Source organism: Monashia sp. NPDC004114 (assembly GCF_053603855.1).
Genome location: NZ_JBSGGK010000016.1, coordinates 121,029 through 132,779 on the forward strand (window position 1 = coordinate 121,029; position 11,751 = coordinate 132,779).

12 protein-coding genes are annotated in these 11,751 nt (G+C 72.1%); 3 read left to right on the forward strand and 9 right to left on the reverse strand.

The window, feature by feature from the left end:
- Positions 1-34 precede the first annotated feature (34 nt).
- Genes ACWEOW_RS19145 through ACWEOW_RS19170 form a run of 6 tightly spaced genes read right to left on the reverse strand, consistent with a single transcriptional unit; the run spans position 35 to position 7,029 of the window.
- Positions 35-2,026: an ATP-binding protein gene (locus ACWEOW_RS19145; RefSeq protein ID WP_452270825.1), complete on the reverse strand. Its 1,992-nt coding sequence runs from the start codon at positions 2,024-2,026 to the stop codon at positions 35-37.
- Positions 2,023-3,273, reverse strand: a complete 1,251-nt coding sequence (locus ACWEOW_RS19150) for a DUF4255 domain-containing protein (RefSeq protein WP_452270826.1) — start codon at positions 3,271-3,273, stop codon at positions 2,023-2,025. The genes ACWEOW_RS19145 and ACWEOW_RS19150 overlap by 4 nt, the downstream gene beginning before the upstream one ends.
- Positions 3,270-4,232, reverse strand: a complete 963-nt coding sequence (locus tag ACWEOW_RS19155; RefSeq protein ID WP_452270827.1) for a hypothetical protein — start codon at positions 4,230-4,232, stop codon at positions 3,270-3,272. Before ACWEOW_RS19155 ends, ACWEOW_RS19150 begins: the two co-directional genes overlap by 4 nt.
- Positions 4,229-4,951 (reverse strand): hypothetical protein, encoded by a 723-nt coding sequence (locus ACWEOW_RS19160; RefSeq protein WP_452270828.1) that lies wholly within the window; start codon positions 4,949-4,951, stop codon positions 4,229-4,231. The genes ACWEOW_RS19155 and ACWEOW_RS19160 overlap by 4 nt, the downstream gene beginning before the upstream one ends.
- Positions 4,951-5,472: a phage tail protein gene (locus ACWEOW_RS19165; protein ID WP_452270829.1), complete on the reverse strand. Its 522-nt coding sequence runs from the start codon at positions 5,470-5,472 to the stop codon at positions 4,951-4,953. Before ACWEOW_RS19165 ends, ACWEOW_RS19160 begins: the two co-directional genes overlap by 1 nt.
- Positions 5,473-5,484: 12 nt before the next feature.
- On the reverse strand, positions 5,485-7,029 hold the full coding sequence (locus ACWEOW_RS19170; RefSeq protein WP_452270830.1) for a phage tail sheath subtilisin-like domain-containing protein: 1,545 nt from the start codon (positions 7,027-7,029) through the stop codon (positions 5,485-5,487).
- Positions 7,030-7,244: 215 nt separating this feature from the next.
- Between ACWEOW_RS19170 and ACWEOW_RS19175 the strand changes: the two genes are divergently transcribed.
- Positions 7,245-7,646, forward strand: coding sequence for a hypothetical protein (locus ACWEOW_RS19175; protein ID WP_452270831.1), 402 nt, complete (start codon positions 7,245-7,247; stop codon positions 7,644-7,646).
- 139 nt (positions 7,647-7,785) lie between these two features.
- Here ACWEOW_RS19175 and ACWEOW_RS19180 read toward each other — a convergent pair whose 3' ends face one another.
- Positions 7,786-8,484 carry an EthD domain-containing protein gene (locus ACWEOW_RS19180; RefSeq protein WP_452270832.1) on the reverse strand — a complete coding sequence of 233 codons (699 nt, stop codon included), beginning with the start codon at positions 8,482-8,484 and terminating at the stop codon, positions 7,786-7,788.
- A 129-nt stretch (positions 8,485-8,613) separates the two neighbouring features.
- Here ACWEOW_RS19180 and ACWEOW_RS19185 point away from each other — a divergent pair, with 129 nt between their 5' ends.
- Both ACWEOW_RS19185 and ACWEOW_RS19190 read left to right on the forward strand, forming a co-directional pair.
- Positions 8,614-9,165, forward strand: coding sequence for a carboxymuconolactone decarboxylase family protein (locus tag ACWEOW_RS19185; RefSeq protein WP_452270833.1), 552 nt, complete (start codon positions 8,614-8,616; stop codon positions 9,163-9,165).
- A 2-nt stretch (positions 9,166-9,167) separates the two neighbouring features.
- Entirely contained in the window at positions 9,168-9,665 is a 498-nt protein-coding gene (locus tag ACWEOW_RS19190; RefSeq protein ID WP_452270834.1) for a nuclear transport factor 2 family protein, read from the forward strand.
- Between the two features lie 840 nt (positions 9,666-10,505).
- On the opposite strand, the gene ACWEOW_RS19195 is transcribed toward ACWEOW_RS19190, so the two are convergent.
- Both ACWEOW_RS19195 and ACWEOW_RS19200 read right to left on the reverse strand, forming a co-directional pair.
- The gene (locus ACWEOW_RS19195; protein WP_452270835.1) at positions 10,506-11,390 is read right to left on the reverse strand and encodes an LLM class F420-dependent oxidoreductase; all 885 of its coding nucleotides are present in this window, start codon (positions 11,388-11,390) and stop codon (positions 10,506-10,508) included.
- Positions 11,391-11,502: 112 nt separating this feature from the next.
- Positions 11,503-11,751, reverse strand: a 249-nt coding sequence (locus tag ACWEOW_RS19200; protein ID WP_452270836.1) for an FAD-dependent oxidoreductase, incomplete at its 5' end; no start/stop codon positions are given.

Sequence of the window (11,751 nt, forward strand, 5' to 3'; positions counted from 1 at the left end):
CCACCGGTCTGCGATGAAGCCACCCTTGAGGCGCTCAGGTGCTTCGCCCGCCACGCCTGGCGGCGCGCGGCGCGCTCACGGCGGCCCGGCCGGTCTTGGCGAGCTCCCAGCGCACGGCCCGGGTCAGCTGCTCCATCGTCAGCTCGCGGCCGTCGTCGGCCGCGAGGTACGCGGCCTGGAGCGCGGCCGAGGCGATGCCACCGCCGGAGAGATCGGCCTCCGAGAGCCGGCCGAGGTCGAGCTCGGCGCGCGGCAGGGCGGGCGGCAAGGCCTGTGACCACATGCGCAGCCGGGCCGCCCGGTCGGGGTACGGGAACGTCACGATCGCCGAGAGCCGGCGGGTGAAGGCCTGGTCGAGGGCGCTCCGGGCGTTGGTCGTGAGCACGGCGAGACCGGCGAAGGACTCGAGCCGCTGCAGGAGGTAGCCGACCTCGACGTTGGCGTAGCGGTCGTGGCTGTCCTTGACCTCGGACCGCTTGCCGAACAGGGCGTCGGCCTCGTCGAAGAGCAGCACCATCCCGCCGTTCTCCGCGGCGTCGAAGAGCCGGGAGAGCCGCTTCTCCGTCTCGCCGAGGTACTTGTCGACGACCTGGCTGAGGTCGACGTGGACGAGGTCGAGCTCGAGCTCGTGCGCGATGACCTCGGCGGCGAAGGTCTTGCCCGTGCCGCTCGCGCCCGCGAAGAGCGCCGCGGTGCCGAGTCCGCGGCTGGTGCGCGCGGCGAAGCCCCAGTCCTCGAGCACGGTCGAGCGATGGCGCACCGCCGCGACGAGGGCCCGGAGCTGCTCGAGCTGCGGCTCCGGCAGCACGAGATCGTCCCACCCGGCGCGCGGGATGAGCACCCGCGCGAGGTTGCCGACGTCCGCGCGAGGGCGACGGCGGCAGGCGGACCAGAGCCGGCGGCCCTGTGTGACCTCGGCCGCGACGACCTCGACGTCGGCCACGGAGAGGTCGAAGGCGCCGGCGGCCGCGGCGACCTCCTGCTCCGGCACCGTGGCGCCCACCCGGTCGAGGGCGGTGGTCAGCGACCTGCGCCGGTCGCCCACCCCGAGGCGCGGCACCTCGAGAACGGGCAGGCCCATGCCGTCGAGGGGTGCGCCTCCCGGTCCGCTCGAGGCGAGCAGCACGACCGGCGCGTCACACGTGGTCAGCGCGCGCCCGAGCCCCGTGACCGACACCCGCACGTCGTGCAGGTCGTCGAGGTCGACCAGCCAGGCGACCCGGGCGAGCACGGTCTCCCGCAAGAGGCGGCGCAGCAGCACGACAAGGTCGGTGGTGGTCGCCGCGAGGTCGGCGGCGCCCAGCAGTCTCGGCGCCAGCCCGACGGCTGCGCAGGCGGCGGCCGCAACGGCCCTGGTCGTCGCCGGCTGGGGGCCGTGCAGCACCACCGGGCCCGATGCCGCCCACCGCGACACGACCTCTGCGGAGACCGCCCCCAGGGTCGGGGGCAGCCACGCGGGCGCCTCGACCGGCTGGCTCAGCGCCGACAGTCGCTCGTCGAGCGCGGCCACCCCGACGAGATGGTGCACGATGCGCTCGTCAGGCACGAGGGGGCTCGAGAGCAGCGCGTCGGGGTCGGAGAGGCGCAGCATTCCCCAGTGGCGCAGCGGCGCCTGGTGGGTCAGCGCGTCCCAGTGCGCGTCGGGCAGCATGGACAGCGCGGTGCCGAAGCACAGGCGCGGCTGCCCGGTGTGCTCGAGCAGCTCGCGGGCCACGTCGCCGACGAGCTCGGGGCCGCAGGCGAGCACGAGGGTCTGCCGCTCGAACGCCGACAGCCCGAAGCCCGTCTCGATCTCGTCGAGGGCACTCGCGCCCAGCACGGTCTCCCGCAGTGCCGCCAGCCTCGCCCGAGCGGCCCGGACGTCGGCGCCGGTGACGATGGCGCGCACGATGTCGAGCTCGGCGACGACGAGGTCGCGCTGCGCCTCGGCGGACAGGGAGGCGCCGGACGACGGCGACGAGTCCCCCGCAGACGGTGCCGCATGCGCGTCCGCCCGGTCGGAGTCGTCTGGCCCGTCGTCGCTCACGGCAGTGTCACAGCCGGGCCGTCATAGGTGTCGCCGCTCAGGGTGGGCAGGCTCTCGGCGCCGTCGACCGACACCCGCACGAGCCATGTGCCCGCCGTCAGCTCGGTGCGCGCGACGTCGAGCCGCGCGAGTGGAGCATCGGCAGCGAGCACCGGCGGGAACGTTGCGCCGACGAGCGGTGGGTCATCGGGCTGCCCCCCGCTCAGCCGGCCGAAGGTCACCGTCGCGCGTTGCCCCTCACGCAGCGGCGGCGCCACCGGCACTCGCACCAGCGTGGCCGTCTTCGTCACCGGACCCGCCGTCGGCAGGACCATGACCGGCAGGCCCGACGAGCGGTCGGTGACCCGCTCGGGCGTGCCGGCGACGGGGTCGGCGGGCTGCACGCGCAGCACCTGCACCGCGTGTACCCCGGCGGACACATCGGCCGTGAGAGTGACGGTCAGCCGGGTCGTCGTCGAGGTGGCATCCGGGAGAAGTCTTACCGTCCCGACCGACACGACGGTGTGGGCTGCGAGCAGTCCGCCACCGGTGAGCACGAGCGTTGCGCCAGTCACGGCCGCGCCGCCACCGTCGACCTCGACTCCCTCGAGCCGGATCCGCGTCAGTGGCCGCACGGCGACGACCTGCTCACGCACCGGCAGGGCGCGTCGCGGCACGACGTCGGCCTCGATGAGCACGACCGTGGCGGTGTAGGCGAGCGACAGCAGGTATGGCGTGCCGAGGACACCCCAGAGCTTCGACATCTCCTCGAGCGAGAGCGGCGTCGGGCTCACCTTGACGAGCTCGGCCTGGTCGGCGAGGTCGGCATCGGCGAGGAACCCCGTGGGGTCGGTGTCGTACTTGTCGATCGCCGCCTGGATGACCGCCTTGGTGAAGACCGGCGTCGAGGCGAGCGCGAGCGTCCCGCGGGCGAGCAGGCGTTGCGGCTCCAGCGCCTCCTCGTCGCCGTATGCCGTGACGAGGTAGTGCAGGTCGAGCGCGGCGACCGGGCGTCGGGCGAGCGACCCGTCGCCGTGACGGGTCGGCAGGTCACTGAGGTTCCACGCGTGGTTGGGGGTCACCTGGTAGAGGTAGACGTTGAGGCCCGACGCGTCGTTGCCGACCGTGTCGGCGTCGGAGAGCTGGGCCGGCCGGTATGTCGTGACGTCGGCCCCGCCGATCGGGCCGGGTTGCGCCCCGCCGAGCGACTCGTGCAGGACGTGCCGCATCGTCGAGGTGACCGCCGCGATGGCGAGCGTGTTGCTCATGGTCGGCCCGTCCCACCCCGCCGCCGCTGGCGGTCGAGGTATGCCGTGTGGTCGACCGGGCGCGCCCCTGCGGGCTCGCGCGTGGCTGGGGCGGGGGGCGGAGGGGCGGGTGGGCGGCGCACCTCGAGACGGTCGATGTGCAGGTGCACCTCCGCCGCCGCGGGCACCTCGACCGGGTCGATCCCCACGGAGGTCCGGCCGTCGTGGCGAGGTCGGCCGCGATCCCGCATGGGCACGGCGACGAGCCGGGCCACCTCCGCCTCGGTGAGGGCACCCGACTCGACGAGAGCGGGGGCGAGGTGGTCGGCGAGCAGTGCGCCCGGGCTGATGGTGCGCGTTTCCGGTGTGCGAATCGTGCTGCGCGAGATTGCTTCTCGCCTTTGGTCTGACGAGCTGGTCTCTGTTCCGGTTGTGGACGCCGACCTCACCATGACTTCGCCTGTCGCTGTATGGATCGGCGGAGTCCCGGCCGACGATGGCTCGGGCGCCGACTGCTCCGGCATCGCGATGCGTGACGGGTTCGCACGGGCCGAGGAGGTCTCGCTGCGATGAGCGGCCGAGGCTGACCGGGGCGGCGACTGCCGGTCCGGCTCCGGAACGCGTCCGCTCTCGTCGTCCAGGACTGCGGAGTCGCGCGGCACAGACGCGGACGACGGTCGCCGACGCCCCGTCGGGGCCGTTGTCCGCGGAGCGTCATCGGGGACCCCTTCGACCGAGGTGGCCAGCCGGGCGCGGCGCTGCGCAGGGGCAACACGCGGCTCGCCTCGTCGAACGAGGAGCTCGCCCGGCTCCACCTCGGCCCCCTGGACGTCGCCCTCGGTCTCGAGGCCGGGCTCTGGGACCGGTGGAGCGGCCGATCGGGTCGAGGCCGCCGGCTCGAACCGGCTCGGTCGGCGCGCGACGAGCGTCGGTGCGCGATGAGTCGTCCGTGCGACAAGCCGGTCGAAGACGTCGCTCATCGCGCACCACCGCGTCGGGCGAGCTCGAGGTAGGCCGCACGCCGGGCGTCCGAGAGGTGCAGCACCTCGGTCTCCGACCAGCCGAACGCCGCAGCCAGCTCGGCAACGTCGGCAAGGATGTCCCGCACCTCCTCGGCGACCCGGTCGGCCAGCAGGGCGACGGCGTCGACGTCGGCCGCGACGTCGCTGCCGCAGTCCGGGCAGACGAGCCGCACCGCGAGCGCCGATGCCCCCGCGAGCTCCTCGGCAACGGCGCTCACCCGTTCGAGGACGCCAGGGTCGAGGGTGGCAGCGTCGACCCCAGCAGGCAACGTCACGCACCGGGCGCGCAGGGCGGCCGGCGGCTGTGCGCTGGCGAGCGCGACGAGCAGGTCCTCCGTCGTGGGTCCGCGCACGACGATCCCGTCGACGGTGACGACGCCACCGGCCGCTACGTCAGGGCGGCCATCGGTCGCCTCGAGAAGGTCGTCGAGGGCGAGCGGCACGTCGAGGACGGCGCCGCAGTCCGGGCACGTGAGCACCGTCTGCACCTCGAGACCAGCGCGCTCCCGGAGCTCACCCAGCGCCGCCCGCGCGGCGGTGGCAAGCGGCATACGGACGGCGTCGGCGAGACTGTCGGCGGCCCCCAGCGCGACGAGCAGCGAGGCTCCGCGGGCCACCGACGTCGTGGACGCCAGGGCCTCCCACAGCGCCAGCGTCTCGCCGGGCCGCGCGGGCATCACGGCTCGGTGAAGGACGGTTCGGTCGGCTCGACCACCGCGTAGTCGCGCTCCCAACCCTCGTTCTCCAGCTTGATCGTCTGGATCGCGACGCCGTTGGCGTTGGCGTCGAGCTCCGGCATCGGCTGGTACTCCGAGACCCAGCAGCGATAGACCTTGTAGGCGATGGCGAGCTGGCCCGCCTCGTTGTAGACCTCGAGGATGATGTCCTTGCGGAAGTCCTTGAGGGAGGTCTCGGCCCCGAGGCCGCTGCCGAAGTTCCACACCTTGTTGGCCCACTGCTCGAAGTCGACGTCGTGGGTGACGCCGCGCTCGAGGGTGATCGCCTCGTACTCCGTGCGCCCGGGGGACTTACGGCTGCTCGACGGGTCGCCGCCGTTGCGATGCTTGACGACCTCGGTCGTCTTCTTCAGCGCACCGACCTTGCTGATGCCGGCGACGTAGCGGCCGTCCCACTTCACGCGGAACTTGAAGTTCTTGTACGGGTCGAACCGTGTTGCGTTGACCGAGAACTCAGCCATGGGGATTGCCTCCTAGACGGTCGCCGCAGCAGTCTTCTGCTGGATCGAGATGATGACGAACTCGGCCGGCTTGAGCGGGGCGAAGCCCACCTGGATGTTGACGATGCCGCGGTCGATGTCGTACTGCGTCGTCGTCTCCGCATCGCAGCGCACGAAGAACGCGTCACGGGGTGTCGTGCCCTGGAAGGCTCCCTTGCGGAAGAGGTCCTGCATGAACGCTCCGACCGAGAGCCGGATCTGCGACCAGAGCGGCTCGTCGTTGGGCTCGAAGACGACCCACTGCGTGCCGCGATAGAGGCTCTCCTCGAGGAAGAGCGCCAGGCGCCGCACGGGGACGTACTTGTAGTCGTCGGAAAGCGTGTCGGAGCCGCGCAGCGTGCGCGCACCCCAAACGACGGCGCCGACCTCGCGGAAGGTCCGCAGGCAGTTGACCCCGACCTGGTTGAGCGAGCCGTTCTCGTCGTTCGTGAGGCTGACCGAGAGGTCGACGACCCCGGTCAGCCCGGCTTCGAGCCCCGCCGGCGCCTTCCAGACGCCTCGTGAGCCGTCGGTGCGGGCGAACACGCCTGCAACCGCGCCGGACGGGGCGAAGGTGTCGATCGAGCCGCCGCGCAGGGGGTCGGCGCGACGGATGCGGGGGTAGTAGATCGCCGCGTTGCGGTTGGCGACACCGGTGAGCCCGTTCGTCGCGGCCCACGTCGCCGCGTCACCGACAGTGAGCACGGCGGGCGGATCCACGAGCAGGAACGCCCGGCGGGTCACGGCGTATGCCGCAGCGGTCCCCCACAAGGCGGCGGGCAGCTCGCCGCCGGGCGTCGGCGGTGGCAGGCAGATGAGGTTGACCAGGTCAGCCTTCTCGAGGGCGTAGAGGCCGCGCTTGTCGCCGTCGAAGCCCGGGCCGGCGTAGTCGTCCGCATCGACGGCGGCACCGTCTGCACCGACGTCTGCCGCCGCCACGGTGACCGTTCCCTCCGGAGGGCGGGCGCCGCTCGGCGTCGCCGAGGCTCGCACGAGCAGCGACGACTCGAGCATGCGGTCCACGCGTTGCGGCCCGTCGACCATCGTGACGTTGCGGTAGACCTCCGCGGGCGCGCCTGGGCCGGAGCCCTCGCGCACCGTGAGCGTGAAGAGGTCATCGGCCTCGACGCCCGCGCCCTGCCCTTCGGCGATGTCGGCCGCGTCGGCCGCCGACGGGTGCGTGACCTCGACCTCGAGCACGTCGGCCCACGAGCCGGGGCCGACCGCCTCGAGCTGGAGCGCGCCGACGGCGAGCCGCGCGGTGGCCGAGTCGGTGTGGGCGACGCGGACGACGAGGGCTGGGCCGCCGCCGTTGAGGTAGAAGTCGCGGACGGCATATCCCAGGCCGCTGCTTCGCGACAGGCCGCCGAAGCGCCGCTCGAACTCCGAGAAGCTGCTGATCGGAACCGGGTCGTCGACCGGCCCGCGAGGCGCCACCCCGACGAAGGCGGCGATGGCCGTCGCCACCCCGGTGACGGTGCGACTGCCGCTCGGGACCTCGGTGATGTAGACACCCGGGTAGGTGGGGGTGATGGTCATGAGAGCTCCTTCGACGCCCGCGTTGCGCTGGCCTGACGTGCCGAGCATGGCCGCCGGGCGTCACTCGCCCGTCAAACCGCCGTCACGTCACCCGCTCCCGGTTCGGGCGGTTGGCTGCCGTTGACGCGGATGTGACCCCTCGGTGACGCGATGGCGCGACGCTCGTGGGCGACGGCCCGTCGTGGCCGCGCCTCAACCTGGAGAAGGGGATCGTCATGGTGCAGGTATCCGTCAGTGCCACCGTCAGCGTCCACGACGGGCCGATGCTCCCCGTCGGCGCGGAGCTCGAGCCGGACTCCTACGTCGTCTCGGGAGCGGACCTCGACGCCTCCGGCGGGGCGGACGACTCAGCGGAGATCGCACTCCTGCCGACCACGGGTAACGTCGCCTTGCTCGCGATCTCGTGCACCAGCGCCGACGGCAGCCTGGCCACGGTGACGGTGACCCCCTCCAACGGCGGCACCGACGGTGACGCGCTCACGGTCGAGGGCAGCCTGCTCGTCGCCAACGCCAGCGTGTTGACCGCCCTGGTGGCCGGCGGTCCACGCACCATCACCGTGACGAACACGGAGACGGTCCCCGTGAGCGTCCAGGTCGTGGCCTGCCTCGACGCCTAGGGTGTTCTCAGCCCCCCAGGCGGCGGCGCCGACCCGTCGGGGGTATGCCGTGGCGTCACCGCTCTTGAACCAGGTCGAGTGAGCGCCCCGTCACTTCCGTCCCCGGACCTGGTCCCTGGCGTGCGGTCGGAGACCGGACTCAGCGGTCGACGACGCGCAGCTCCTCGCACAGGAACCCGCGAGCACGCGTGAGGTCGAGCCGCTGGGCCAGAGCCCCAAGGATGGCGTCGTGGCCCTGGTCCCAGCCGATCCGGACGGCCTCGAGGTCGGGCCACCACAGCTCGAGGACGATGTCGAAGGGCTGCGTCGTCGGGATCGCTCCGTCCGGCAGGCGGGGCGGCTCGGCGGCCGCGAAGGCCTGAGAGACGGCCAGGCCCGACAGTCCGGGTGCGCTCTCGAGCAGGGCCTCTCCGATCGATGCCGTCGACTGGCGACCCCCCTGCTGGAGAGGCGACCCCGCCGAGTGCCAGTGGGCGAAGAGCATGAGCTTGGTCCGGGCGGGCCCGGGGTCGCGGACGACTCGGCTCTCGGTCGTGACCCGTCGCAGACCCGGCATGTCGATGAAGCTGGGTTCGTCGACGCGCGCGAACTCGGTGTACTGAGGATCGGTCCGCTGCGCGACGGCCGACTCCAGGGAGTCGAACCAGACCTCCGGGACGCCCTCCCACTCGGCCTCCATGAGGCCCGGCAGCCCGGGCCGGACGCGGTGGGCCTGCACGTAGCGACGGATCCGCTCGATCCGCACGGCATGGTCGCGATGGACGGTGCTCCAGTGACGGTGGAACTCGTCCACGGTGAGGTCCGGCCGGACGGGCAGGAGCGCGAAGACCTTGATCATCCACCGAGCATATTGCCCTTCGAGGAATACTATGCATATAGTCATCAGAAAGTGCCATGAGGCTCGCCCGTCGCTCGCGCGTCGAACCGCTCGTCCGTCCAGCCCGTTCGCCAAGGAGGCCGACCCACCATGAGCCGTATTCCGCCCGCGACGCGTGAGGTGTTCGAGCCGCAGTTCGGCGCCGATGCGCCTCTGCGACACCGGGTCTACGCGAACGCGCCCGCCCTCGCCGCCCCGTATGTTGCCTGGCAGACGGCCCTGCGCGAGTGCACCACGCTTCCCGGACGCCTCGTCGAGCTCGTTCGGCTCCGGGTCGCCTTCCACAACCAGTGCCGCAGCTGCATGGCGGTCCGTTACGGCGGAGCTCTCGACGAAGGCGCGGTGTGCTCACTCGAGAAGCCTCAGGAGGCCCCGGACCTGACGCCGGCGGAGAAGGCCGCGCTCGCGTACGCCGACCTGATGGCGACCGACCACCTCGCCGTCGACGACGCGGTCTTCGCCCGCCTTCAGAGGCACTTCTCGGACAGCGAGGTGATGGAGCTGTGCTTCCACGTCGGGTCCTACGTGGGGTTCGGCCGGATGGGCTCGACGCTCGCCATGGTCGACGACCTCACCGACGAGTACACGGACCTGTCGGCGCCGGTCGCGCCCTGGACCGCTGCCCCCGTGCACGCTCTCTGAGCATGGAGAGCACCCCGGACCTCGTGCGCGAGGTCGCAGATCGCCTCGAGATCGGCGAGCTCATCGCCCGCTACGCGGCGGCCGTCGACGACCGTGACTACGCCGCGGTCGTCGACGCCTTCACCGAGGACGGGACCCTTTCCCGGCCGCCATGGCGCGTGACGGGTGCAGCGGATCTCGAGAAGGCCTACCGGGCGGCGCTGGGCCGCTACGAGTGGACCGTGCACTCGGTGCACGGTCACGCCGTCGAGTTCACCGGCCCCAACGAGGCCATCGGCTTTGTGGGGTGCCACGCCGAGCATGCCCTGGACGGCGAAGTCGTCTCCGTGGCGCTCCGATACCGCGACGCGTACCGGCGGGTCGAGGGGCGATGGCGCTTCCGCAGCCGCGAGATCGGGTTCGCCTACGCCGCAGCGGTGCCGGGGCTGGAGCAGGTGAGTCGGCGGGCGTCCTCGGTCCGCTGGCCCGGTGAGGATATCACCGCCTACAGCATCCGTTGACCGGCCCGCACCTCGTCGGCCAGAGCCGTTCGAACCCCGTCGAGTGGGCGCTCGGTCACACCAGTCCCACCCGTCACGTGACGGAAGTGACGGGGCGCCCACTCGATGGCAGGGGACTTGGGGCTGACCTGGGGCCGGAGTGACGGGGCGCCCACTCGACCTGGTTCCAGAGCCGACCCGCCACGGCATACCCACCGGGACGTCACCGTCGGGTTCGTCAGACCCGTCCCTCGAGTGGCCGCTCGGTCACACCAGTCACGCCCGCCGCGTGACGGAAGTGACGGGGCGCCCACTCGACGGCAGGGGACTTGGGGCTGACCTGGGGCCGGAGTGACGGGGCGCCCACTCGACCTGGTTCGAGAGCCGACCCGCCACGGCCTACCCACCGAGACGTCACCGTCGGGTCATCAGACCCGTCCCGTCGAGTGGCCGCTCGGTCACGCCCGCCCCACCCGCCGCGTGACCGAAGTGACGAGGCGCCCACTCGACGGCAGGGGACTTGGGGCTGACCTGGGGCCGGAGTGACGGGGCGCCCACTCGACCCGGTTCCAGAGTCGACCCGCCACGGCATACCCACCGAGACGTCACCGTCGGGTCGTCAGACCCGTCCCGTCGAGTGGGCGCTCGGTCACTGCAGTCACGCCCGCCGCGTGACGGAAGTGACGGGGCGCCCACTCGATGGCAGGGGACTTGGGGCTGACCTGGGGCCGGAGTGACGGGGCGCCCCACTCGACCTGGTTCCAGAGTCGACCCGCCATGGCATACCCACCGGGACGTCACCGTCGGGTCATCAGACCCGTCCCGTCGAGTGGGCGCTCGGTCAGTCCGGTCATACGGGAGTCACACCATGCGGTCGGGCAGCGTCCTCGCGTAGTGCTCGATCATCCGCAGACAGTCGTCCCGCCCGGGCGGCAGGACGACCACGACCCGTTCGGCGCCGACGTCCGCGAGCAGCGCGAAACGGTCCGGAGTGAGACATCGGGGATCACCCGGCTGGAGGTCCACCACCGAGGTCACATGGAACGCGGTCAACGTGACGTCGGTTCGCCCCGCGGTGGCTGCCTGGTCCCAGAGCATGCCGGTGACGCGGCGCAGGTCGTCCTCGGCGAGGTCCGGGGTGCCCGGACACCACGCGTCGCCGTACTCGACGACTCGCGCGATGTTGCGCCAGTTTCCGCCGATGAGGACGGGGATCCGCCGCTCGGGCTTTGGACGGCTGAGCATCGGCCCGAACGACACGTGGTCCCCGCTGAACGCGGCGACGTCGTTCTCCCAGACCTCCCGCATCGCGAGGATGCGTTCGCGCAGGGCCGGCCAGCGGTCGGAGATGTCCACTCCGTGGTTGGCCATCTCCAGCGCGTTCCAACCCCCGCCGACGCCGAAGAGGAAGCGCCCGGCGGAGACATGGTCGAGCGAGGCGACCGACTTCGCGGTGTGGATGGGATCTCGTTCGTTGACCAGGTAGATCCCGGTCCCGAGCCGCAGCCGCGAGGTCGTCACCGCCGCCGCCGTGAGGGCCACGAACGGGTCGAGCAGCCGCGCATACTCGTCGGGGACGGGCCTTCCCGTGCGGGTGTCGATCGGCGGGCCGCCACCAGGCACGACGGGGATGTGGGAGTGGTCCCCCGCCCAGAAGGACTCGAACCCATGGGCCTCGAGGGCCTGGGCGATCTCCACGGCAGAGATCGACGCGTCCGTCATGAACGAGATCGCACCGAGCTTCATGGCATCACCCCATCGTCGTCACGGCCACAGGTGTGGATCTCGGTACTCAAGAGCCGCTCGTCGAGGAGCGACTCCGCCATGCCGACAGAATTCCTTACTATAATAAGCCTCGTCAACTGACCGCGTCGATGAGGCGGGCTTCTTCGGCGGCGGCCTCGGGGGTGGTGGTGTCGGCCAGGGCGGCGAGGTAGTGCTCGGCGTCCAGCGCGGCGGCGCAGCCGGTGCCGGCGGCGGTGATGGCCTGCCGGTAGGTGTGGTCGACCAGGTCGCCGGCGGCGAACACGCCGGGCACGTTGGTGCGGGTGGAGCGGCCGTCGACCAGCACGTAGCCGGCCTCGTCGAGGTCGACCACGCCCTTGAC